The organism is uncultured Tateyamaria sp. (genome assembly GCF_947504105.1).
Taxonomy (GTDB): domain Bacteria; phylum Pseudomonadota; class Alphaproteobacteria; order Rhodobacterales; family Rhodobacteraceae; genus Tateyamaria.
The window spans coordinates 157,180-180,442 of sequence record NZ_CANNGP010000005.1 but is presented as its reverse complement, the minus strand read 5'-3'; the positions used below and the strand labels follow the sequence as shown (position 1 = coordinate 180,442).

The window sequence follows — 23,263 nt, the reverse complement described above, 5'->3', positions numbered from 1 at the left end:
CTTGGTGGCCACGATGAGCAACAAACCCTCTCTTAGCAAATACCGCTATTTGGACCCATAGGCGCTGACGTCAGACAGCAGACAGGTCTGCTTCACATCCAAATCGACGGGCGAAACGTACTGTGCCCGACAGAACGATGGCGAGATCAACGCAGTCGCCCATAGTCAGCCTTTGTCCGGCTCGGAACGTACGGGGCTGGATGCATCCGTTTGAATCCAGCCTGCTGCTTTGCAAATGCGCCAATCTGTCGGTTATGTGGCGTGCCCATGGCATTTCCGAATTCCATCCCGGTGTTTGCTTGGCTCAGAATAATTGATGGGCGAAAAGCGTCGTTGAGATTTGTCAATGCGACCTCAGCGGAGGCCGAAATAGACAAGCAAGCTTGCGAGGAAGCTGACCAGGACCAGCACGGAATCCAAACCCACATTGCCGATCTTCGGTTTGCGACGGATCAGGAGGCCGGTCAGGAAGATTGCGGTGACAACGATTGCCATGCCCAACGAAGCGAGTTCCATCGGCGTGTTCGAACGCAAGATAGGACCGGATCGATAAAGAACATCTGCGGGAAGAACCAGCATGAGCATAATCAGATTGCTCCCAAATATATTGGAGATCGCCATTGTGTAGGACCCTATCCGCACTGCAGCGATACTTGTCGTTAGCTCGGGCAGAGAGGTTGCGCCAGCCAGTAGGGTCACACCGATGAAACTGGAACCTAGCCCGGTCTGTAAGGCCAAGCGCTCCGCGCTGGTCACGAGCAGAATGCCAAAGATGAGGATCAGTGAACACGCGATCAACGCCTGCAACAGCAGCGCAGACGTCGATGAATGCATCAAACCGGTGGGCGCCGGAAACGGCAATGGGTCAGGATCAGGCAGGTCTACCGGGACCCAGTCATTTGCCCCGTCATATGTGCGCAGTAGCCACAGCGACCCTGCATAGACAAACGCAATGACAACCGAACCCAAACCCACTCCGGCGATGGCAATGGGTTCGCCCACCATCAGGACTACGATCATCAAGCTGAGCATGAGAACCAACAGCGTGGCTTCGAGCGCATGATTTGCCTTGCGCGGATAGTTTGTGATTGCTCCGCGTGCCCAGAAATCCGACATTGCTAGGATTGCTGTCTGCAATGCGATGCCGCCGAAAAGATTGTTCAGCACCAGCGCGCGCGTTGCGTGCACCGCGGCGGTAAGGGTGGTGGCGATTTCGGGAAGCGACGTTGCCACCGATAGAAACACAAGGCCAACCACAGATTTGGCCAGCGTTAGCCGATCTGACAATGCGTCAGCGAGATAGGCGAGGCGCGCCCCGGCGACCCAGACGGCAAATGCGCTTGCCGCAAACGTGACGAGGCTCAGCGCAAGGCTGCTCGTGATATGTTCCATACCGCTGATCTACGTACTGGACCGGTGAGGATACTGACATTTCTCAAGGGCGGGGCAGGGTGTGCAGCGAGAGATTTGAGCGAGATCAATGGCGGCGGCCGGACAGCACGTAAGATACGACCAAAAGGATGGTCGTCATGTTCTCTAATGCGCGAACAATCGTCACCGTTTTTGGGTTTGGGATACGCGTCGATCCCAGTTGGATTTTGATTGCGGCATTGATCGCCTGGAGCTTGTTTCAATATACCTTTCCTCTGGCCTTGCCCGGTCTGACGCAGTGGACTTACGCGGCAATGACGATCCTGGGTATGCTGCTCTTTTTTGTTTCTTTGATAGGGCATGAGTTGGCGCATGCCTTAACCGCAAGAAGATTCGGGGTCGAAACAAAGGGCATTACCCTGTTTCTGTTTGGTGGTGTTGCCGAACTGGCCCAAGAACCGAGAAAGGCAATGCACGAATTCTGGATCGCACTCGCCGGGCCGTTGATGAGCTTGGCGCTGGCCTTTGCCTTCGGCAGCTTTGCAGCGGTGAGCGAGGTTCTGATTGGCGGCGGAGCCGTTGTAGAAGTGTTCCGCTACCTTGCGCTGATCAACTTGGTTCTTGCCCTTTTCAACCTGTTACCCGCCTTTCCGCTGGATGGCGGGCGAATCCTGCGCGCGTGGCTGTGGCAGCGTAGTGGCGATATGCTGGCTGCAACAGAAACCGCAGCGCGGTCGGGCACAATTCTGGCGTACGGGTTGATGGGTTTGGGGCTGCTTGGATTGTTTCAGGGCGTGCTCATTGCCGGATTCTGGCAGATACTCATTGGCCTTTTCATACTCGCGGCTGCGCGCAGCAGTCTTGAGGCGCAGCGGATGAAAACCTATTTCGGCACCCGGCAAGTGCAAGCGCTGATGACCACGGATGTTGTAACCACCGGCCCGAACACCACGCTTGCGGCATTGGTAAACCGAACAATGCTGGCCAACGGTATTGGCTTTGTGCCGGTCGTTGAAGATGGCCGCCTGCTCGGCCACATAGACACTTGCGTGTTGGCCAGAATTGATCGCGAAAACTGGGCCAACACCACCGTCGACGATATCTTTGTAGAGTTGAAGCAAGCCACCTGCATCCCGCCGGATATGCTGATACTGGAACTCTTTGACCGTATTGCGCGGACTGGCCAACGCAAGTTCATGGTTGTTGAAAGCCGCCAATTGCTCGGGGTGATTTCTCTGTCCGATCTCACTCGATACCTGGGATTGTTGGCTGATCTTGGAAAAAGAGGGGTGGAAGTTGCGGCGGCCCGCACATAATCGCGTAACCGCTTGACCTGTATTATGCCGTTTTGATCAACTTGGTCGAGTGTAACCCTGAAGCAACCTGGTCAAAGCCATTGGATCACGCCAGAGACGCAGCCCTGTTAACCGCCCTGATGGAGGCCGCCGCCGATGCGATCATCGTGTCCGACAGCGAAGGTACCATCCTGCGCGCCAACCCTGCGTCGGGCCAGTTGTTCGGATGCAAGAGCGGTGAGCTGATCGGACAAAGTGTCAACGTTCTCATGCCCGAGGCCCTGGCCAAAGTGCATGGCGATTTCATGGCACATCACCTCAAGACCGGAGAAACACGCATCATCGATATTGGTCGAGATGTAGAGGGCCGACGTCAGGATGGGACGGTGTTCCCCTTGCATTTGTCTGTGGGGCGCGCCGTCATCGACGATCAGGCGGTATTCATTGGCATCTTGCACGACCTCACGGAACGCCATGCGGCGCAAGAAGCATTGGCGCGGTCGCAGCGGCTTGATGCGGTGGGACAATTGACCGGCGGGATCGCGCACGATTTCAACAACCTTCTGACCGTTATCATTGGCAACCTGGAATTGTTGCAGATGCGTGGCACGACGGAAAAACAGATTGATCTCATTAACGATGCATTGGCGTCGGCTGAATTGGGGGCCGATCTGACGTCGCGTCTTCTGGTTTTTGCGCGAAAAGGAAACCTCAAACCTGTTGAGGTCGATCTGCGCGAACAATGCCGTGACGCTCTCGCCATCCTCAAGCGCACCATCGGAGAGCGGTACACGATCCGCACAGATTTTGCCAAAACACTCAGCCCGGTCATGATCGACCCAGTGCAGTTGCAATCCACTTTGATCAATCTGGCGCTGAATGCCCGTGACGCAATGCCGGGTGGGGGCGAGTTCCTGATTTCGGTTGCGGATGTCACGATCGACGATGACTACATGGCTCAGGAAACCGATATCGCGCCGGGTGACTATGTCCGGCTGTTCATCAGCGATGATGGTGCCGGGATGACGCTTGATGCACAGCGCCGTGCGTTCGAACCATTTTTTACAACAAAGGCTGCCACCGGCGGTACAGGTTTGGGGCTGGCCATGGTGTATGGTTTTGTTCGGCAATCCGGGGGGCACATCACGCTCTACAGCGAACTGGGGCATGGTACGAGCTTCGGGCTCTACTTTCCCGCCCTGCGGGCAGCGCGTTTGGCCGATGATACAAACTTGAACGCAGATGCTGGCGATATGCCGCGCGGGAACGGTCAGGTCGTTTTGGTTGTCGAAGACAACCCGCGTGTACGCAAGCTCTCACTCGAACGCGTACGCGATCTGGGCTACCAGGCGCTGGAAGCTGCGAACGGAGACGAGGCCTATGCTCTGCTGCGCTCGGGCAGGCATGTTGATGTGGTGTTTTCCGACCTCGTGATGCCTGGGTCGTTAAATGGATACGGCCTCGCCGCCAAAGTGCGCGAAATGCTTCCGCATGTAGGGATACTGCTGACGTCTGGCTATGCCAGTGATGTCATTACCAGCAAGATGGGTCCAGCAGGGGATCATAGGATTCTGCACAAACCGTATCGCCATTCTGATCTGGCCGAGCGACTTTACGCACTTTTGTGAAGTGATCCGTTTGCCTGTTTACGTTTTACCTCGCAGGCAAAGGTATAGCCGACACCGCGCACTGTTTTGATCAGGCGTGGCTCTGAAGGATTCCGTTCAATCTTTTTGCGTAGCCGGGCCACCTGATTGTCGATCGTTCGATCGAGGGGGGACCATTCAACACCTCCGGTCAGGTCCATGAGCTGATCGCGCGACAAAACCCGTTTGGGCCGCTCCAGAAACACTTTCAACAAGTTGAAGTCTCCGCTGGTCAGTGCGCAATCGGTGCCGGTGCGGTCGATTACCTGCAAGCGGTCTGGTACCGCAATCACTCCATCGAAATGGTACGCTGCGCTGCCCGGAATTCCGGGCGAGATATGGGTACCCTTGTGTGCGTCCGCCTCGGCAAATTGATGGCGGCGCAGGACTGCACGGATGCGGGCAATAACCTCGCGCACGTGGAAGGGCTTGGTGATATAGTCATCTGCCCCGATCTCGAGGCCCACAACGCGGTCGATTACGTCATCCTTGCCTGTGACCATTACGATCGGCACAGTTGAGACTGCGCGGATTTCGCGCGCGATATCAAAGCCACTTTCGGTTCCCAGGTGAACGTCAAGGGTCACCAGGCTGAGGTCAGTTGATGCAATACATGCGCGTGTCTCGACGTCATTACAGGCTTCGGTCACTGCGAATCCATCATCTTCCAGCACGTTCCGCAGCAGGGTCCGTACTTTCAGATCGTCTTCCACAACCAATATTGTCGGCTGCTGTCCCACGTCGCGCTCCACCGGCTTGGCTCATATGCGCCTGCTGCTCACAGGAACGCACGTATGTGGTCCCGAGATGCATTACAATTTGATACAAAACTGTCAGATCGAAGTGTACGTCAGAATACATGACCGGTCCACCAACGTTCCCGCACTTATCAGGGGACTTCGAATGTACGTCACATTGTCTGCGGAAAACCGCCCGATCCAGGACCTGCACTCAGCTCAGAGCGTTGCGCGAAACGCGCTCCCAGCACGCCTCAAGGCGGGAAAGCATCTGTATCACGAAGGGGATGAGGTTGAGTACGTATACCAAGTTGTCGGTGGCGTTGTACGCTTGACCCGCATGCTGGAAAACGGTCGGCGACAAGTCATCGCCTTCGGTTACCCCGGAGACATCATTGGATTTCCTGCAGACGGATGCCACCACGCAGATTGCGAAGCCCTGGTCGATACGACGATCCGTGCATACCGGCGGGCCGCCTTGGACCATGGCGACGGCGACCCTGATCTGCATATGGCACTTCTGCAGGCCGCCCTGCAGGAGATCAGCGCCATGCAAGACCATGTGATGATGCTGGGACAGAAATCGGCAGCTGAGCGAGTCGCATCTTTTCTGAACGTGATTACAAGCCGCCATGGTGAGAACCAGGGTGTTCACCGTCGGATCGCTCTGCCCATGTGTCGCAATGACATAGCCGACTTTCTTGGCCTGACCACGGAAACCGTCAGCCGGTCCTTTACGGCATTACGCAAAGCAGGTGTTATTGCGCTTGATGGGGCGCAAACAATCACCGTGCTGAGATCCGATGCCCTTTTGGAGCTGTCACGTGGCGCCGACTAAGGCGCTTTCCAATATTCGCGCATCTCTTCCGGCAGACATGCCCGGACATCCTCGATCTCGCCTCGGCTGATCCGAACGTTCAACAGATCAAAGACGTAACGAACGTCTTCGGGTCCCCGGAACTCGGCTGTGTCTTGCATTGCGTCGAGAATGGTAGGCTCGAGTTTGAGCGATGTTTTGGGTAACAGCTTTGGCTGCCAGCCTTCGAACATGATTCCGCGGATCAGTAGCGGCAGCTGCGCTGAAAACTGCGCCATCTCATCCTGGGGCAATCTGTCACGCAACAAATGCAACACTGTACGCAGCAGGCGTAAGGTGCTGCGTTTAGATGCATAGCCTACCCGTTCCGCCAGTTCATTGATCCACTCATGCGTCAGGTGCACAGTTTGATCGATAACTTCGAGGCCTTGACTGGACATGGGCATTCTCCTTTTCAGCTTGAGGCGTCAGTGTCATCTACCGGGCGCATATCCGCGTCCAAGGCGGGATCGATATCGGGAACCAGGGCAAGAAAGGCGGCATGGGTCATTGCGCCGACGCCCAACAGGACGAGGGTGTAGTTTGCGACCCAGCCAACGAATGGAATGAAGTTCAGCAGCGCCACCACGATTATGGCCGCTGCAAAGACGACAAGTCGCGTGACGATGGCGGGGTCAATTGCTCCGCCCAGGCCGGTCCACAAGCGCATGGCGATGGCATAGGCCCCCAATGCATAGGCGAGGGTCCAGAGCAATATAACTGCCAGCAGGGCGACGGGCACAAAAGGCAATCCGACAATGGTCAATGCCATGACCGGGATTGCCCCCAAAAAGATCGATAGGCCAACGACCCCTTGTAGCAGCGTCCGGCCTGGTGCTGCTCCGATCGACTTGCGCAGCCAGGAAACCTGTCGGGGCGCAAAGCCAAGCGCGATGGCGCCCAGCAATACAAAAAACAACAGGGTGACGAGAAAGCCAAAGAACACCGATGCAAATGTCGGAAAAACTGGCATGTCCCGAATACCAGTCCATTCACGTTTCAGAACGCCACCGGAAAAGGCTTCGAACACCACGCGCGTGGCGGGGGCAACGCGTTCTGGCACATCAGTCTTCTCTTTTGTTGTATATATAAGGCGACCCGACACCACTCCCTCGGGACCAAAGCGCAGGGTGCGGGCGAAAATACGTACATCCCCGGCAACGGGTGCGTTCAGAAGCACATCGCGCCCCGTCACGGACAACGCTCCATCTATTGGACCTTCGATTTTAACTGTGGCGCCCGCCAATCGGGCGTTACCTGTAACGCGTGATGTGGCTTCGGTCCGGACTGTGACGCCTGCTGCGGAAAAATCTTGAGCCACGGTACCCTTTAGCGTGACGGTTGCCCCCGCCGCATAAGCGTCTTCGCGGACCCCGGCATCAATCACCACATCAAAGCCCGAGGCATGAAAATCACCGTCCGTCTGGCCCAACACCGTCGTGGACCGGCCCATGGCAAAAACGTCGCCGGTGGCATCCAGTGTTTGGGTCAAAGTCTCTCCTGTGACAAAGGTGTCGCCACCGTTTTCCATTACATTCGTCTGTGCCCAGCCTTGCGAGACGGACAAAAGGACTGCCATTGCCACGGCAGATACGTATCTCGTCAACATGCCAACCGCTCCCAAATATTGATGGCAATTGGATAGCGCTGGATATCAAAGCCGGATTGACAACGATCAATTGGGGCAGGGCCGGATTTGCTAGATCAAGATGACGGAGCCTCAATCATCCAGAAAAGGAGCGCCACAATGTCCAGACCAAATCTTCCCAAGCGAGCAGGCGGCTTCTACCCGCCGTTTTTTCAGTCTTTCCAGAATGAAATGGCTCAGATGCTTGACCACTTGCGGGGTACCGCAGTTCCGCAACCAACCGAGGATTTCTTTTCGAGCGGGGCGATGCTGGTGCCTGCGATTGACGTGGCAGAGACAGAAACGGGGCTTGAAGTCAGCGCAGACATCCCCGGCGTCAGCAAGGATGATATTGATGTCATGGTGCAAGGCGACACGCTGGTGATCAAGGGCGGGAAAAGCACTGAACGCGAGGAAAAAGAAAAGGATTATCATTTGGTCGAGCGGCACCGTGGCAGTTTCCGTCGCCATATTCCGCTGGGATTTGTTCCTGCTGATGGCGCAGTGGACGCGAACTTTTCCAACGGGGTTCTCACGCTCAAAATCGAGCGGCCCGAAAACGCACCAACCGGCGTTCAGAAAGTCAGTATTGGCACATCGTGACTGGCATGATCCGGTCGCCATTGCAGCCGGATTAATCTTCTCACTCCGGAGGGGGATCTCATGGAACCGAAGACCATCCTTGTATGTCTGACCACCAAGGAGCACGCGGCGACATTGATGAAGGTAGCCGTACCATTGGCCCGGCGCACAGGCGCACATCTGATCGGCTTGCACACCTTGGAGGCGCTCGAGGTCTATCCCGGGATCGCTGTGCATGTGCCCGCCACGGCATTTCAGGCGTTTAGCGCCAGTCAGCAAGCGGTTGCGGAAGAGATCAAGGCGATCTTTGAATCCTATACGGATGTCGAAGATTTCGTCGGCGAATACCGCCTCGTGCAAGCCCAGTCGAATACCGCCTCGGAACGAATGGTCGAAAGCGCGCGCGCTGCAGATATCGTCATAATGGCGCATGAGGACAAGGAGGTCGATCGATACGATCAGCGCCGGGCACAGGCGGACGTCATTCGACAAAGTGGTCGTCCGGTTATTGTGGTACCGCATGATTACGAAGGGCCGGAAATTGGCAACAAGGTTCTGCTGGGTTGGAGTGAAGCGCGCGAAGCTGCGCGCGCGGCCCATGACATGCTGATGGTGGCGAAACCAGAAGCAGAGGTGGTTGTTTTGCGCGTCAAGAACAACACGCTGAACGAGATGCAGGATTCCGACATGCTTGATATAAGCACGGCCCTGGCACGTCACGGGCACAAGGTCGAACTACGCCATCTCAACCAAGCGGGCACGGCTATCGCGAACGTCTTGATGGATTGCGCTTTTGAAAAAGGGGCTGACTTGGTCGTCACTGGTGCGTTCGGTCACTCCTACGCCTATGACTTTGTGGTGGGCGCGACCAGTAAAGCACTGCTGAGACATGCGAAGTTGCCGGTCCTGCTGTCCAAGTGAGCAACGCTGCTACACCTGCTCGCGTGGTTAAATCGCCCGACCTGTCGTTTTTACATGGAAACATCGGTGTGTTCACTCACCGACTTAGCTCCATAGCTTGATGCTGAAAGAACACCTCCACGCAAGCGCTTTGTCAGGCGTGGCTCTGGCTTTTGACGCCTAAACCCGAATAGCCGATTCCATAAGTCCAGCACGCACCCTGCGTTCCTTGGACTTTCCATTTGAACGTGCTCTTTACACGGTCTTGGCGTCGGTTTGCCAAACTATGTCGCAGCCGTGGCATTCGAAAGTATCGCTATCCTTCCCCGGCGTCGTCGCAAAAACGTCCCGCGTAGTGTGGAATGGCGGAAAATCACGTAAGTATATGAAAAACAGTGATTATTGGCGGAGAGACAGGGATTCGAACCCTGGGTGGGCTTGCACCCACAACGGTTTTCGAGACCGCCCCGTTCGACCACTCCGGCACCTCTCCGCGGGGGTCTGGTGCGCTCAATTACGGTGTACGAGGCCGACGCGCAAGACAGTTTTTCGCCAAAGCCGCTCACACAGGGAATTTGATGGACGCGCCCGCAAAAACGCATACCCTTGGCTCAATGACCAATATGCCCGAGCAGACAGAAATGAGGTATCATATGCGCACCCTTCGATATGGATTTGCAGCCCTGATCCTGACACTTGCCACATCCCTGTCCGCCTTTGCGGCAGATCGGGCGAAGCTGCAGGATTTCCTTGAAGTCACAGGTTTCGACGTGGCGCTGGAGAGTATCCGCCTGTCTGCCAGCTCTGCCCCCGAAATGCTGGGCTTGCAGGCCGAAGACTTTGGCACCGAGTGGACGCGATTGACACAGGATGTCTTCAAGACCGAGGTTATGCATGATCTAGCGTTAGACATTCTGGAAAAGACGCTTGAAGATGAAATGCTGACCCACGCGGCTGAATTTTATGCATCTGACCTCGGGCAGCGTTTGGTCAAAGCCGAGAATGCCAGCCACATGAAAGAAGACGATGCGTTGAAGCACGATAGCGGGGAAGCTATCGTTGCAGGGCTTGAACGCTTGGACAGTCCAAGGCTCGAACACCTCAAGCGGATGAACAAAGCATCTGACAGTGCCGGCGTCAGTGTGCGCGCAATTCAGGAAATACAGGTGCGTTTCCTGATGGCTGCGGCTGCTGCCGGCGTGATCGAATTGCAGCTGGACGAGCCGGACTTGCGGGAACTCCTGTCCAGTGACGAGGACGTTTTGAAGGAAGAGATTGCGGCAAGCGCACTGACTGGTGCGGCATACACTTACCAGTCCTTTTCTGATGAAGAAGTGCTTGAATACGCCAAAGCGCTCGAAAATCCCAAGATGCGCCGTGTGTATGACCTGATGAATGCTGTCCAATACGAGATCATGGCCAACCGGTTCGAGGCATTGGCCCGGGCCATGCAGACACTGCAACCCAGCCAGGAGCTGTAGATGCGCCTTGCCGTTTTCAGCTTTTCGCTGTGGATGCTCGCACAGTCGGCATGGGCAGATGTCAATCGCCTGATCGACGCGATGGGTGTTCCCGAACTGATCGCTGCATTCGTCACCGAGGGATTGGAAGCGGGTCAATCGATTGACGAGGTGTTTTTGAACGGGCAGGGCGGCGATGTGTGGGTGGACACAGTGCGCCGACTATATGATCCGTTGCGGATGGAAACCGAATTGCGCAGGGTGATGGCAGAACGACTGGATCCGGATGTCGCGGCGCAGGCACTGCTGTTCTTCGAAAGTGATCTAGGCGCGCGGATCATCACGTTGGAAGTGCAGGCCAGGCAGACTTTTCTGGATGACACAGTTGAGGAAGCAGCGAAAGCCAGCCCGACTGCGCAGGGCGAGCAGGTGACTGACTACCTCGTTTCACGAGACTTGATCGAGCGGAACACCGATGTCGCCGTTGCCGCACAGGCCGCGTTTTTGGAAGGATTGTCAGACAGTTCGGGTCGCAGCGAAGACGCTCCTGATATGGATCAGTTGCGCGCCCGGATTCTGGTCGACACAGAGGGCTGGTTACGTGGGTACAATGCGCTGGTACAATCAGCGATGACCAAGGACGACATCGCCATCTACACTTCATTCTGGGAGACCGATGTCGGGGCAGCTGTAGATGATGCGCTGTTTCTGGCGTTTGGTCAAAGTTACACCACGCTTTCATATGCACTGGGTCAGGCTGCCGGGCGTCTCCTGCCACAAAATGAGCTTTGATGGCGGGCTACGGTTGGTGGTTGATCCACATAGTCTTTATCAACAAGTAATGAGATATTTGGGAAAACTGCCGTGTTCTCCAGAGTTCTGAACGAGCAGCCTCGTTGCTCAGAGACCAGTTGCCACTGTGCGAATCTAATACGACGTCACAGCAGGGTAGGTTTTGTCAGCCTCAGCACCATCCGCTTGCGCCAATTCAGGAAACAACAAATTTCTGGTAAGGGTAGTGTCATGCTCAACCTATTTTTGGCAGACAGGATCATCGGAACAATCCTCTGCTTCGGTTAGAACTGTGGGCGCGTTTTTCTGCAGCCAGCAAAGTTCTGCCGAAACGAATAGCGTCGACGGTCATGTCAGGCCCTTGACTTGCTCTTGGAATACTTCAATAAGCGCCCACTCTGACAACGGATACGTTGTTGGATCATATGGATATCGCCCGGATGGGCGCGCTGTCTGAGGTGGCATATGCCGTGAACACCCGGGATCGGGGACCACACGACGCGGAAGCAAAAAGGAAAGACGCATGTTCGCGGTTATGAAAACCGGCGGCAAACAGTACAAAGTTCAATCGGGCGACACGCTCCGCGTTGAAAAACTGGCCGCAAATGCAGGTGACAAAGTCCAATTCAACGAAGTTCTGATGGTTGGCGGCGACAAGCCCCAAGTCGGTTCCCCCGTTGTTGCAGGCGCAGGCGTACAAGCCGAAGTCATCGAACAGATCAAAGGCCCCAAGACGATCAACTTCGTCAAGCGTCGCCGGAAGCACAGCTCGAAGCGCACCAAGGGTCACCGTCAGCAACTGACGCTGGTCAAGATCACTGACATCCTTGCCTCGGGCGCGGACAAGTCCGGTGTGATGGCTGCCGAAAACGGCGCAGGGTTTGGCGTGGCCGCCGTAGTTGCCGCTGCCGCAGCCCCGAAGAAAGCCAAAAAGGCCGCAGCGCCCAAAGCTGAAGCCCCGAAGGCTGAAGCACCCAAGGCAGAGCCCAAGAAAGAAGCCAAGAAAGTAGCGCCCAAAAAGGCTGCAGCCGGTGGCGACGATCTGAAGGAACTGTCCGGTGTTGGCCCCGCACTTGAGAAGAAGCTGCACGAAAACGGTGTAACAACTTTCGCGCAGATTGCAGCATGGACCCCAGAGGACGTTGCTGATATGGACGAGAAACTGTCTTTCAAAGGCCGGATCGAGCGTGAAGGCTGGATCGCTCAGGCCCAAGAAAAGACCCAAGGCTAAGGAGAGAGACGCATGGCACATAAAAAAGCAGGCGGTTCGTCCCGTAACGGTCGCGACTCCGCTGGCCGCCGTCTTGGCGTGAAACTCTATGGTGGCCAAGCGGCCATCCCCGGCAACATCATCGTGCGTCAGCGCGGCACCAAGTTTTGGCCGGGCGAAGGCGTAGGCATGGGTAAAGATCACACGATCTTTGCGACTGTCGATGGCGCCGTCACATTCCACAAAGGCCTCAAGGGTCGCACGTTTATTTCCGTGCTCCCAGCCGCGGAGGCTGCTGAATAAGCCGTACCCGGAAGGTTTTGACAAAATCAGGGATCGGCGGAAACGCCGGTCCCTTTTTCGTTTCCGTCCCCCGCCAACAGCGAGGAGGGTCTGATGACAGGCCTTATGAAAACCGAACGTCTGACACTGCGCGCGCCTCGGAAAGAGGATGCGGCGAATATTGCTGCGCAGGTTGGTGATCTAGAGGTGTCCCGCTGGCTGACGCGCGCGCCACACCCTTATGGGCTGTCTGATGCGAGAGAGTTCATTGACGCGGTCCAAAGTGGGAACGGAAACGTGTTTGTCGTTTGTGCAGGTACACAGCTTGTGGGGTGCATCGGGACGGAGAGCCAACTCGGCTATTGGTTTGGCAAGAACCATTGGGGCCGCGGATATGCGTCCGAAGCATGCAGGGCAATGATCGAACGCCATTTCAATCAAGGTCACTCAGAGTTGCAGAGCGGCTATTTTGCTGAGAATGCGCGCTCGCGCCATGTGCTGGAAAAGTTGGGTTTTCTCCGGACATCGCAAGAACAGGTGCGCAGCCCGGCGACAGGCGACTGTCACGTGCTGCAGCGTATGGTCTTGACCCAAAGCATGTGGGAGACGCAGGCATGACCGAGTCAACCAAACAGGTGCTGCGCGGTCCACGCGTTGTGCTCCGCGACGTGGTTCCAGGTGATGTCGATGCACGTTTTGCGTTGGGAAACACCCCGGACATCGTCAAGATGTTTGGGGGGGATCCAGGGCAGGTGCGGGATATCACCCGCGATGCTGCAGAGGCATGGGTGGCTGCACAGCAAGAGGACCGCCACGCTTGGGTGATTGACGTCGATGGTGTCTTGTTAGGCGCCATCCGTCTGCACATGATCAACCGCGCCGACAAGCGGGCCCTCATTGGTATCGGCATCCTCGATCCCAATGCTTTGGGGCAGGGGTATGGCACCGAAGCAATGCGCCTGCTGGGCGCGCATGCATTCGATGACATGGGGTTACACCGGTTGGGTTGTCGGGTGCTGGCATTCAACGCCCGCGCTATTGCCGCCTACAAAAAAGTGGGGTTTGTCGTCGAGGGACGTGAACGCGAGTCGGCGTTGATTGAGGCGGAGTGGCACGATGATCTGATCATGGGTCTGATCGACCGCGATCTGATGCGTTTATCATGAGCGTCGCGGCGATGTCCTTTGCGGTGTTTGCGGCCAGTCAGGTTGGAACACCGGGCCCTGCGAACATGGCGCTTCTGGCAACAGGGGCACGGTATGGTTTCCGTGCCGCCTTGCCATTCGTGGCGGGCGTCGCACTCGGCAAACAGTTCATCATTTGGCCTGTTGGATTTGGTTTGATGGAACTGGCCGCTCGTGCACCATGGGTTTTTGAAACACTGAAGTGGGTATCAGCCGTCTATATTATTTGGTTGGCTTGGAAGGTCTCTCAATTGCGTCTCGGCGTATCCGGTCCGGCGGTCGATGCTCCCGGATTTCTGGCGGGTCTCATCGTGCATCCTCTAAACCCGAAAGCATGGGCAATGATTGTGGCGGGTTTCACAGGTTTTGTGACACCTGGGACCGATCCCGTTATCGCTACGGCAACGATTGGTGGAATATTGCTGACGACACAGGTGCTTTTGCACCCACTTTGGACACTTGCGGGTGATCGTATTGCGCGAACCCTCGCAGGAACGTCTGCGGAACCTTATTTGATGTATTGCCTCGCGGCCCTGACAGTCGCGTCGGTTCTTTTTGTTTTGTTTGGAGGAGGGACATGACTGTGGAGATGGAAAAAATCGTGACCCAGGATGTGATCGAAACAGAGCGCTTTGTACTGCGCCCGCTGCGCCGGTCAGACATGGGGTTGATCGAGATGTACACGAGCGATCTGCGTGTGGCCCGCAACACGCAATCCATCCCACATCCCATCCCACCGGGCATGACCGAAGCTTTTTTGGCACGTGCCATGGCAGATGAACGTGAGGAAGACGTATGGGCCATGGATGGACTCAAATCCGGTGGCGCCGAAATAATGGGCCTGATCTCGTTGACGCGGATGGATCGCAACCAATCCGAGGTCGGATATTGGGTCGCCCCGTATTTCTGGAACACCGGGCTTGCGTCCGATGCGGTTCAGGCCCTTGTTGACGCAAACCCGATGAACAACGCCACGATGTTTGCCAGCGTGTTTCAGGACAATCCGGCCTCGGCTCGCGTGTTGACGCATTGTGGTTTTGAGTATTTGGGCGACGCCGAAGGGTTTTCGGTCGCGCGCGATGCGACCGTGCCCACATGGACCTATAGTCGCAAACTCTGATTGCGGGGGCTGGGCCCCCGCGCTAGGACACCATTCATGAAGTTTCTTGATCTGACCAAGGTCTACATCCGTTCGGGTGCAGGCGGAAATGGGTGCATCTCGTTTCGGCGCGAAAAATATATTGAATACGGCGGTCCTGACGGTGGCGATGGCGGCGGCGGTGGCTCGGTCTGGGCCGAGGCGGTTGACGGACTGAACACGCTGATCGATTTCCGCTACCAGCAGCACTTCTTTGCCAAGAACGGCCAACCGGGTATGGGTCGGCAACGCACGGGCAAGGACGGTGACGGTATTCTGCTGCGTGTCCCCGCGGGGACAGAAATCCTTGACGAGGATCAGGAGACGGTGATTGCCGATCTGGTGAATGTCGGTGATCGGGTCGAGCTGGCGCGTGGCGGCAATGGCGGTTGGGGCAACTTGCATTTCAAATCAGCCACCAACCAGGCACCACGTCGCGCCAATCCCGGGCAGGAGGGGGTTGAACGTACTCTGTGGTTGCGTCTGAAGTTGATCGCTGATGTGGGGCTGCTGGGCCTGCCCAACGCGGGCAAGTCGACCTTCCTTGCCACCACGTCGAATGCGCGGCCCAAGATCGCGGATTATCCCTTTACCACTCTGCACCCGAACCTCGGCGTCGTGGGCGTGGACAATACGGAATTTGTGGTCGCGGACATCCCCGGCCTGATCGAAGGTGCGTCCGAGGGGCGGGGCTTAGGTGATCTGTTTCTGGGTCACGTTGAACGCTGTGAGGTCTTGCTGCATCTGGTGGATGGCACTTCCGAGACGGTGGCCGAAGATTATGCGACCATCATTGGTGAGCTTGAGGCCTATGGCGGTGATCTGGCAGACAAGCCGCGCGTGACCGTACTGAACAAGATTGATGCTTTGGATGAAGAAGAACGGGCCGACGCCTGCACCGCGCTCGAGGAAGTATCGGGCGGCCCGGTCATGCTTATGTCGAGCGTTGCACGAGACGGTGTGACGCAGGTCCTACGCACACTCCGCGGCCAGATCGATGATGACCGCCTCCGTCACCGCCCGCAGGAAGAGGCCGAGCCATGGCGCCCCTGACCAAGGCTAAGAGGCTTGTGGTCAAGATCGGGTCGGCACTGTTGGTCGATCGAGCTACGGGCGCGCTGCGCAATGACTGGCTGGCGGCACTGGCACAGGATGTCGCTTGGCTGAGATCGCATGGTGTTCAGGTCGTGCTCGTGTCGTCCGGGTCCATTGCGCTTGGGCGTGGCGTTCTGGGATTGCCTGCAACTGATCTTGCTTTGGAACAATCGCAGGCCGCAGCAGCGGTGGGACAAATCCGACTGGCGCGGGCCTATGAAGAAGCGTTGGCGCCGCACGACATCACCACCGCGCAGGTGCTGATGACACTAGAGGACAGCCGTGACCGCCGTCGCTATCTGAATTCCCGGGCCACGCTTGAGCAATTGGTTGGCTTGAATGTCGTGCCGATCGTCAATGAAAATGATACGATCGCGACGGATGAAATCCGGTTCGGCGATAATGACCGGCTGGCCGCCCAGATCGCGGCGACCATAGGGGCTGATGTTCTTGTCCTGCTTTCGGATGTGGATGGGTTCTACTCTGCCAATCCCGCAGATGATCCGAGCGCAAAGCGCTATGATATTATTGATGATATCACGCCAGAGATTGAGACGATGGCGGGTGACGCCGGGTCCGGTCTGTCAAAGGGTGGAATGAAGACCAAACTTATGGCGGCAAAAACTGCGACGGCGGCGGGATGTGCAATGGCGATCTGCCACGGTGCTGCCTTGCGCCCGCTCGCGGGGCTTGAGACAGGTGCGAATGCCACATGGTTTACTGCTACACTTGACCCGCAAGTTGCCCGTAAGCGTTGGATCGCTGCAATGAAACCGCTTGGCACAGTGACATTGGATACGGGCGCTGCACTGGCATTATCAAGAGGAAACAGCCTCTTACCTGCCGGAGTTCACGCGGTTTCGGGAATGTTTGGCCGTGGTGACCCGGTGGCGATCACAGGTCCGGATGGGCATCAACTTGGTTTGGGCCTCAGCCGCTACACAGCAGAAGAAGCACAAAAGATCAAAGGCCACCGGAGTGCCGAGATCGAGATGCTGCTAGGATATCCGGGACGAGCTGCCCTGATCCACCGCGATGATATGGCGCTGTGATCTTCTTCTGACTATAAATACGACCGCCGGAGGCACATTGATCTGCGGCGCACCGCCTGAAAAAGGACGTGATCCATGAAAGACTTCGCCGACATTCCCGCATTGATGGTCGATATCGGCATTCGCGCAAAATCCGCCTCGGCGATACTTGCCTTTGCCAATGCCGAGCGTAAGCATGCCGCTCTTGTCAGCGCTGCGGAGCATGTCTGGAACAGCCGTGATGCAATCATCGCCGCCAACGCACTGGACATGGAATTTGGTCGGAACAAGGGCTTGTCCGATGCCATGATGGATCGCTTGCGACTGGACGAAGACCGCATCCGCAGGATTGTCGACGGCCTGCGTGCTGTGGCTGAGCAGTCCGATCCGGTGGGTGAGGTGCTGGCGGAATGGACGCAACCTACGGGGCTGAACATCCAGCGCGTCCGCACGCCTTTGGGTGTGGTGGGCGTTGTTTATGAAAGCCGCCCCAATGTGACGGCGGATGCTGGTGCGTTGTGCCTCAAGGCCGGGAATGCAGTCATCTTGCGCGGTGGATCTGAGAGCTTTCATTCATCTGGTGCGATCCACGCCGCCCTGCAAGCTGGCTTGCGCGATGCGGGCCTGCCCGAGGATGCTGTTCAGTTGGTGCCGACGCGCGACCGCGCCGCGGTTAGCGAGATGCTGACCATGACCGACACGATTGATGTCATCGTCCCCCGCGGCGGCAAGGGCCTTGTCGGCCTTGTGCAACGGGAGGCACGGGTGCCAGTCTTTGCCCACCTCGAAGGGATCGTGCACATCTACATCGACAAGCATGCGGATCCCGAGAAAGTGCTCAAGGTCGTGTTGAACGCCAAGACACGGCGCACAGGCATTTGTGGAGCCGCCGAGTGTTTGTTGATCCATCAGGATGTCGCGCCCACCATTGGTCAAGGGGTCGTTCGCGCGTTGATGGGCGCGGGCGTGCGTGTCCATGCCGATCTGGAGCTTCAAACCATCGAAGGCGTGTTGGCCGCAACTGATGGCGACTGGGGCAAGGAATATCTGGATATGGATATCGCGGCACGCGTGGTTCCCGGAATTGATGCCGCGATTGAGCACATCCGCACCCATGGCTCAAATCACACGGATTGTATCCTGACCGAGGATGCAGGCGCTGTTGCCCAGTTTTTCAACGAACTCGACAGTGCGATCCTGATGCACAACGCCTCGACCCAGTTTGCGGATGGGGGCGAGTTCGGTATGGGGGCGGAGATCGGCATCGCGACGGGCAAGATGCACGCACGCGGACCGGTGGGTGCAGCGCAATTGACCAGTTTCAAGTATCTGGTGCGCGGTGACGGAACTGTACGGAGTTAAAACCTGATCGTAAGCCGCTCTGGCAGAGTTTCGGTTTTCAGCGTTCGCTTTGCGTCCGCCGCTACTGCGGGCAATAGAGCAAATTGTACATGTGCTGGCGCCAGGTCGTCGATGACATCGCCCATTAGAAGGCCCCAAAGCGACGCATCGATACTTTGTTTCGTGGAATGCCCAACGATGTCCCAAGCGCCGTTGCTGCACGCTATCTCGATCCGCCCGCCATAAGGCAGGGCAGTTTCCAGGCACTGCACCGCAAGAAAGGCCATGCGCACCGCCCAGCGTGGTTGCGGGTCAAGCGGACCATAGACGACTTTCAGGCGTTCGCCGCGCATGCTGTCCGACAGGATCGATACGATCTCGGCCCGGCCCAAGAGTTGGTCACTTGCTGCGCCGTAAGCAATGCGAAAGAACCGGATGCGTGCGCTTGCGTTGCCCACGCTTTCAGAAATCAGATCAAGTTCCGGGCCCTCGTGCCCATCGGACATGCCGAGCAATTCCAGACCGTTGTTGATGGCCCCGATTGGCGATATGAGATCATGACAGATGCGGCTGCCGATCAATGCAGCCAAGTTGATATTGCTTTGGCCCATCAGCGGCCCCCCAGGTGAAAAAGTAGTAGAGGGCCGTAAATGGAAGATCTGAACGCCATTCTGGCCCCCGGCATGTTGGTGCGTCACCCCCAATACGACGATTGGGGCATTGGACAGGTCCAAAGCAACGTAGCAGCCAAGGTCACCGTGAATTTTCCCAATGAGGGCAAGGTGGTGATCGATGGGACACGGATTGCCTTAATCCCGGTCTTTGATGCCTGATCATCCTTTCTGAAACCTTAACGTGTTGCAACCTCTGGTCGCATACCGACCGGATCTCTACACTTTTCCAGGATATGCCGCTACACCGCCCGCGATGAGCCCGACCAAAGACCCTGAATTTCGCGTAAGCCTTGTGAACGACCCAGACGACCTGCGGGCGGCGCAGGCGTTGCGCTATGATGTATTTGTGCGTGAGTTGGGCGGTGGTGGCGTGATGGTCGACCACGATGCGGGCCTTGAATGCGATCGTTTTGATCCCTTCTTTGATCATCTCATCCTGCATGACGACGCGGTGGGCGGGGTCGTTGCCGTCTACCGCATGCTACGGGCTGAACGGGCCGAGGCTGCAGGGCAATTCTATTCCGAGGATGAATATGATTTGGCGCGGCTGCGGGCCACGGGTCGACGATTGTTGGAACTGGGCCGATCCTGTGTGCACCGCGACTATCGTGGTGGCCCCGCGATGTATCATCTTTGGAATGGGCTTGCTGCATACGTTGCCGAGCATAAGATCGACATCATGTTTGGTGTTGCGTCGTTTCACGGAACGGATGTGCAGGCCTTGGCACAGCCGTTGTCGCTGCTCCACCATCGCCACCTTGCGCCCGAGACACTTCGTGTGACGGCGCGCGCGCCGCATGCGGCCACGATGAACCTGATGCCCGAAGACCAGATCGATCGTCGCGCGGCTATGGTGGAAATGCCTGCGCTGATCAAAGCTTACCTACGCCTTGGTGGTGTCGTGGGCGAGGGGGCCTATGTCGATCATGCCTTTAACACAACGGACGTGTGTTTGATGATGGACACCGCTGCCATGTCTGAGCGCCAGAGGCGAATTTATGGAGCCGTTTCATGAACATGACGTGGGATGGTGCACCGCCACCTGATCATGTGGTGCGGGGGAAAATGGCGGTTTTGCGCGTCCTTTGGCGTGGGATCGGGATCATGTTGATCATCTTTGTCGGATTGGCACTGCTTTTACCCGTACGTCTGATCGAGCGCCCGTTTTTTGGACTGGCGCGTCCCTGGACACCCTGGATCACACAGGTGGTGTGCCGTCTGTCGCTGTTCTGGCTGGGTCTATCCTATGTGCGCACGGGGAAGCCGATGAAGGGGCGGGGTGCAATCGTGGCAAACCATTCGTCATGGTTGGACATCTTTGTTCTGAATGCGGCGGATCGCATCTATTTCGTATCGAAATCCGAAGTGGCGGGCTGGCCCGGCATCGGAACACTGGCCCGCGCTACGGGTACGTTGTTTATTGCGCGTGATCCACGGGCTGCGCGAATCCAGACAGAACTGTTTCAGGAACGGCTGCTTGCCGGTCAGCGCCTGTTGTTCTTTCCCGAAGGCACCAGCACCGATGGGTTGCGTGTGTTGCCATTCAAGACCACGCTCTTTGCATCGCTCTTTGCATCGTTCTTTGCCGAGGACTTGCACCCACATCTGTATGTGCAGCCCGTCACCGTTGTATATCACGCGCCGCAAGGGCGTGATCTGCGCACCTATGGCTGGTGGGGCGACATGGGGTTTGGCACGCATTTGTTGGCTACGCTTGCCCTGCCGCGACAAGGGCGGGTCGAAGTGATCTATCATCCGCCTTTGGCCGTGTCGGATTTTGCGGACCGCAAGGCATTGGCAGCCGCCGCCGAGATTGCGGTGCTGAACAGTCATGAGCCTGCGACCAGTCAACGCAAGGTAAACGATGGCGCTTGAATTTAACCTTTTGTTGCGCGGGATGCAGAACTGCCGCAGGCTGTTTCGCCTGTCACCCCTAGTGCCCTCCATGCGCGGGGGATGCATCGGCCTATGACAGATCACCTATTGTCCACCAGATACTGTAGTTGGGTGACCCGGTAGTTGGGTGACCCGAAGGACGCGCTTGAGCGCGACACCGTTTTCAGGCGCAGGTGGCTGATGTGCTCGCAATTTTCCTGAGCCCTATGCATGCTGGCGATTGGGGCTTGCCATTTCGGGACGGTTGGCATAATCGGCGCGCACAACTCCGCAGTTCGGGGCGGGCAGATGGGGGAGACATCCCCAGATGTCCACCGGTTGGTGCATATGCGCTGATACCCCGGGCAAGGCGAAAACCGGAAAAGGATAAAGCACATGGCTCTTCCCGAGTTCTCCATGCGCCAGCTGCTCGAAGCAGGCGTACATTTTGGTCACCAGACACAGCGCTGGAACCCGCGCATGTCGCCCTTCATCTATGGCGCGCGCAACGGCATTCACATCATGGACCTGACACAGACGGTTCCTATGCTGGACCAGGCCCTGCAAGCGGTGCGTGACACCGTTGCAAAAGGCGGTCGCGTTCTGTTCGTTGGCACCAAGCGTCAGGCGGCACAACCCATCGCGGATGCGGCCGAGAAATGTGCACAGTATTATATGAACCACCGTTGGCTGGGTGGCACGCTGACCAACTGGCAGACCGTGTCGCAATCCATCAACCGCCTGAAGGCGATTGATGAGCAGTCCGAGAACGGGTTCGAAGGCCTGACCAAGAAAGAGCGTCTTGGCATGGAACGTGACCAGGGCAAACTGCAAGCCTCGCTGGGCGGTATCCGCGAGATGGGCGGTCGTCCTGACCTGCTGTTCGTCATCGACGTCAAAAAAGAGGCTCTGGCCGTGGCCGAGGCCAACAAGCTGGGCATCCCGGTCGTGGCTGTGGTCGACACCAACTGCTCGCCTGATGGTGTCGATTACATCATCCCTGGCAACGACGACGCGGCCCGTGCCATTTCGCTGTATTGCGATCTGGCATCGCGCGCGGCACTTGACGGCATGAGTGCTCAACTGGGTGCGGCTGGTGTTGACCTGGGTGCCATGGAAGAGGCTCCGGTTGAAGAAGCTGTGGCCGAAGAGGCCCCTGCAGCAGAAGCAGCCGCCGAAGCGCCTGCTGAAAGCTAAGCCTGTCACACATCTGACATGTGCGGCGGGCTAAGCCCTGCCGCACCCCATACCTATTTGAGGAGAGCCAAGAGATGGCAATCACAGCAGCATTGGTGAAAGAACTGCGCGACAGCACCGGCGCGGGCATGATGGACGCGAAAAAAGCGTTGACCGAAACCGGTGGCGACATGGAAGCCGCTGTCGACTGGCTGCGCACCAAGGGTCTAGCGAAGGCTGCCAAGAAATCGGGCCGGACGGCTGCCGAAGGTCTGGTTGCCGTCGTTGTGGACGGTGGCACTGGCGTCGCGGTTGAAGTGAACTCGGAAACCGACTTTGTTGGCAAGAATGCCGAATTCCAGGAGATGGTGTCGGGTATCGCCACTACCGCTCTGGGTGTTGACGATGTCGAAGCATTGGTTGCTGCCGACATGGGTGGCAAGTCCGTGGCCGATGTGGTGACCGACAAGATCGCCACCATCGGTGAAAACATGAGCGTGCGCCGCATGGAGAAGATCTCGGGCGGTACGGTTGTATCCTACGTCCACAATGCCGCGACTGTCGGCATGGGCAAGATCGGCGTTCTGGTTGCCATGGATGGCGGTGATGAGGCGTTCGGCAAGCAGGTTGCGATGCATATCGCGGCTGTGAACCCTGCCGCTTTGTCCGAAGCCGACATGGACCCCGCCGTGATCGAGAAGGAAAAGCAGGTTCAGATGGATATTGCTCGCGAAAGCGGCAAGCCAGAGCAGGTTATCGAGAAGATGATCGTTGGCCGGATGAAGAAGTTCGTCGGCGAATCAACCCTGTTGAACCAAGCCTTTGTTGTGAACCCCGATCTGACTGTCGAGGCTGCCGCCAAAGAGGCTGGTGCCACGATCACTGGCTTTGCCCGTCTGGAAGTGGGCGAAGGCATCGAAGTCGAGAAGGAAGACTTTGCAGCCGAGGTTGCGAAAGCCGCTCAGGGCTGATCTTTCCCTTGCATTGAGTT

At 57.2% G+C, this 23,263-nt stretch carries 26 protein-coding genes and 1 tRNA gene; 21 read left to right on the top strand and 6 right to left on the bottom strand.

Annotated elements, in window-relative coordinates:
* Positions 1 to 354 precede the first annotated feature (354 nt).
* Positions 355 to 1,392 (bottom strand): hypothetical protein, encoded by a 1,038-nt coding sequence (locus tag Q1A75_RS05575; protein ID WP_299554564.1) that lies wholly within the window; start codon positions 1,390 to 1,392, stop codon positions 355 to 357.
* 128 nt (positions 1,393 to 1,520) lie between these two features.
* Between Q1A75_RS05575 and Q1A75_RS05570 the strand changes: the two genes are divergently transcribed.
* Together Q1A75_RS05570 and Q1A75_RS05565 are read left to right on the top strand one after the other, a co-directional pair.
* Positions 1,521 to 2,687: a site-2 protease family protein gene (locus Q1A75_RS05570; protein WP_299591899.1), complete on the top strand. Its 1,167-nt coding sequence runs from the start codon at positions 1,521 to 1,523 to the stop codon at positions 2,685 to 2,687.
* 80 nt (positions 2,688 to 2,767) lie between these two features.
* Positions 2,768 to 4,294 carry a PAS domain S-box protein gene (locus Q1A75_RS05565; protein WP_299554558.1) on the top strand — a complete coding sequence of 509 codons (1,527 nt, stop codon included), beginning with the start codon at positions 2,768 to 2,770 and terminating at the stop codon, positions 4,292 to 4,294.
* Here Q1A75_RS05565 and Q1A75_RS05560 read toward each other — a convergent pair.
* Positions 4,279 to 5,052: a response regulator gene (locus Q1A75_RS05560; protein WP_299554555.1), complete on the bottom strand. Its 774-nt coding sequence runs from the start codon at positions 5,050 to 5,052 to the stop codon at positions 4,279 to 4,281. The two genes, Q1A75_RS05565 and Q1A75_RS05560, sit on opposite strands and share 16 nt — an antisense overlap.
* A 163-nt stretch (positions 5,053 to 5,215) precedes the next feature.
* On the opposite strand from Q1A75_RS05560, the gene Q1A75_RS05555 reads away from it, so the two are divergent.
* Positions 5,216 to 5,887, top strand: coding sequence for a helix-turn-helix domain-containing protein (locus Q1A75_RS05555; RefSeq protein WP_299554552.1), 672 nt, complete (start codon positions 5,216 to 5,218; stop codon positions 5,885 to 5,887).
* Here Q1A75_RS05555 and Q1A75_RS05550 read toward each other — a convergent pair.
* Positions 5,884 to 6,306 carry a DUF2267 domain-containing protein gene (locus tag Q1A75_RS05550; protein WP_299554549.1) on the bottom strand — a complete coding sequence of 141 codons (423 nt, stop codon included), beginning with the start codon at positions 6,304 to 6,306 and terminating at the stop codon, positions 5,884 to 5,886. The genes Q1A75_RS05555 and Q1A75_RS05550 overlap by 4 nt on opposite strands.
* 14 nt (positions 6,307 to 6,320) lie before the next feature.
* On the bottom strand, positions 6,321 to 7,514 hold the full coding sequence (locus Q1A75_RS05545) for a hypothetical protein (protein ID WP_299554547.1): 1,194 nt from the start codon (positions 7,512 to 7,514) through the stop codon (positions 6,321 to 6,323).
* 138 nt (positions 7,515 to 7,652) lie between these two features.
* On the opposite strand from Q1A75_RS05545, the gene Q1A75_RS05540 reads away from it, so the two are divergent.
* Both Q1A75_RS05540 and Q1A75_RS05535 read left to right on the top strand, forming a co-directional pair.
* Positions 7,653 to 8,135 (top strand): Hsp20/alpha crystallin family protein, encoded by a 483-nt coding sequence (locus Q1A75_RS05540; RefSeq protein ID WP_299554544.1) that lies wholly within the window; start codon positions 7,653 to 7,655, stop codon positions 8,133 to 8,135.
* Positions 8,136 to 8,195: 60 nt separating this feature from the next.
* Positions 8,196 to 9,035, top strand: coding sequence for a universal stress protein (locus tag Q1A75_RS05535; protein WP_299554541.1), 840 nt, complete (start codon positions 8,196 to 8,198; stop codon positions 9,033 to 9,035).
* Positions 9,036 to 9,417: 382 nt separating this feature from the next.
* Here Q1A75_RS05535 and Q1A75_RS05530 read toward each other — a convergent pair.
* A tRNA-Ser gene (locus Q1A75_RS05530) sits at positions 9,418 to 9,507 on the bottom strand.
* 160 nt (positions 9,508 to 9,667) lie between these two features.
* Between Q1A75_RS05530 and Q1A75_RS05525 the strand changes: the two genes are divergently transcribed.
* The 11 genes from Q1A75_RS05525 to Q1A75_RS05475 all read left to right on the top strand — a co-directional run bounded on the left by Q1A75_RS05525 (position 9,668) and on the right by Q1A75_RS05475 (position 18,568).
* Positions 9,668 to 10,495 carry a DUF2059 domain-containing protein gene (locus Q1A75_RS05525; RefSeq protein ID WP_299554538.1) on the top strand — a complete coding sequence of 276 codons (828 nt, stop codon included), beginning with the start codon at positions 9,668 to 9,670 and terminating at the stop codon, positions 10,493 to 10,495.
* Positions 10,496 to 11,266: a DUF2059 domain-containing protein gene (locus Q1A75_RS05520; RefSeq protein WP_299554535.1), complete on the top strand. Its 771-nt coding sequence runs from the start codon at positions 10,496 to 10,498 to the stop codon at positions 11,264 to 11,266.
* A gap of 523 nt (positions 11,267 to 11,789) precedes the next feature.
* The gene (locus tag Q1A75_RS05515; protein ID WP_299554533.1) at positions 11,790 to 12,497 is read left to right on the top strand and encodes a 50S ribosomal protein L21; all 708 of its coding nucleotides are present in this window, start codon (positions 11,790 to 11,792) and stop codon (positions 12,495 to 12,497) included.
* Positions 12,498 to 12,509: 12 nt separating this feature from the next.
* Positions 12,510 to 12,779 (top strand): 50S ribosomal protein L27, encoded by a 270-nt coding sequence (gene rpmA, locus Q1A75_RS05510; protein WP_189370744.1) that lies wholly within the window; start codon positions 12,510 to 12,512, stop codon positions 12,777 to 12,779.
* Between the two features lie 93 nt (positions 12,780 to 12,872).
* A complete protein-coding gene (locus tag Q1A75_RS05505) occupies positions 12,873 to 13,376 on the top strand; it encodes a GNAT family N-acetyltransferase (RefSeq protein ID WP_299554530.1) in 504 nt (167 codons plus the stop codon).
* Positions 13,373 to 13,924: a GNAT family protein gene (locus Q1A75_RS05500; RefSeq protein ID WP_299554527.1), complete on the top strand. Its 552-nt coding sequence runs from the start codon at positions 13,373 to 13,375 to the stop codon at positions 13,922 to 13,924. Before Q1A75_RS05505 ends, Q1A75_RS05500 begins: the two co-directional genes overlap by 4 nt.
* Entirely contained in the window at positions 13,921 to 14,523 is a 603-nt protein-coding gene (locus Q1A75_RS05495) for a LysE family translocator (RefSeq protein ID WP_299554524.1), read from the top strand. The genes Q1A75_RS05500 and Q1A75_RS05495 overlap by 4 nt, the downstream gene beginning before the upstream one ends.
* Positions 14,524 to 14,525: 2 nt before the next feature.
* Positions 14,526 to 15,062: a GNAT family N-acetyltransferase gene (locus Q1A75_RS05490; RefSeq protein WP_299554573.1), complete on the top strand. Its 537-nt coding sequence runs from the start codon at positions 14,526 to 14,528 to the stop codon at positions 15,060 to 15,062.
* A gap of 36 nt (positions 15,063 to 15,098) precedes the next feature.
* The gene (obgE, locus tag Q1A75_RS05485) at positions 15,099 to 16,133 is read left to right on the top strand and encodes a GTPase ObgE (RefSeq protein WP_299554522.1); all 1,035 of its coding nucleotides are present in this window, start codon (positions 15,099 to 15,101) and stop codon (positions 16,131 to 16,133) included.
* Positions 16,121 to 17,227, top strand: coding sequence for a glutamate 5-kinase (gene proB / locus Q1A75_RS05480; protein WP_299554519.1), 1,107 nt, complete (start codon positions 16,121 to 16,123; stop codon positions 17,225 to 17,227). Before obgE ends, proB begins: the two co-directional genes overlap by 13 nt.
* Positions 17,228 to 17,302: 75 nt before the next feature.
* Positions 17,303 to 18,568 (top strand): glutamate-5-semialdehyde dehydrogenase, encoded by a 1,266-nt coding sequence (locus Q1A75_RS05475; protein ID WP_299554516.1) that lies wholly within the window; start codon positions 17,303 to 17,305, stop codon positions 18,566 to 18,568.
* On the opposite strand, the gene Q1A75_RS05470 is transcribed toward Q1A75_RS05475, so the two are convergent.
* The gene (locus tag Q1A75_RS05470) at positions 18,565 to 19,158 is read right to left on the bottom strand and encodes a histidine phosphotransferase family protein (protein ID WP_299554513.1); all 594 of its coding nucleotides are present in this window, start codon (positions 19,156 to 19,158) and stop codon (positions 18,565 to 18,567) included. The two genes, Q1A75_RS05475 and Q1A75_RS05470, sit on opposite strands and share 4 nt — an antisense overlap.
* 39 nt (positions 19,159 to 19,197) lie before the next feature.
* On the opposite strand from Q1A75_RS05470, the gene Q1A75_RS05465 reads away from it, so the two are divergent.
* The 5 genes from Q1A75_RS05465 to tsf all read left to right on the top strand — a co-directional run bounded on the left by Q1A75_RS05465 (position 19,198) and on the right by tsf (position 23,243).
* Positions 19,198 to 19,380, top strand: a complete 183-nt coding sequence (locus tag Q1A75_RS05465; protein WP_299554510.1) for a DUF3553 domain-containing protein — start codon at positions 19,198 to 19,200, stop codon at positions 19,378 to 19,380.
* Positions 19,381 to 19,474: 94 nt separating this feature from the next.
* Positions 19,475 to 20,236: a GNAT family N-acyltransferase gene (locus Q1A75_RS05460; RefSeq protein WP_299554507.1), complete on the top strand. Its 762-nt coding sequence runs from the start codon at positions 19,475 to 19,477 to the stop codon at positions 20,234 to 20,236.
* Positions 20,233 to 21,096, top strand: coding sequence for a lysophospholipid acyltransferase family protein (locus tag Q1A75_RS05455; RefSeq protein WP_299554504.1), 864 nt, complete (start codon positions 20,233 to 20,235; stop codon positions 21,094 to 21,096). Before Q1A75_RS05460 ends, Q1A75_RS05455 begins: the two co-directional genes overlap by 4 nt.
* Before the next feature lie 396 nt (positions 21,097 to 21,492).
* On the top strand, positions 21,493 to 22,293 hold the full coding sequence (gene rpsB / locus Q1A75_RS05450; RefSeq protein WP_299554502.1) for a 30S ribosomal protein S2: 801 nt from the start codon (positions 21,493 to 21,495) through the stop codon (positions 22,291 to 22,293).
* Positions 22,294 to 22,367: 74 nt separating this feature from the next.
* A complete protein-coding gene (gene tsf / locus Q1A75_RS05445; RefSeq protein WP_299554499.1) occupies positions 22,368 to 23,243 on the top strand; it encodes a translation elongation factor Ts in 876 nt (291 codons plus the stop codon).
* Positions 23,244 to 23,263: the final 20 nt, after the last annotated feature.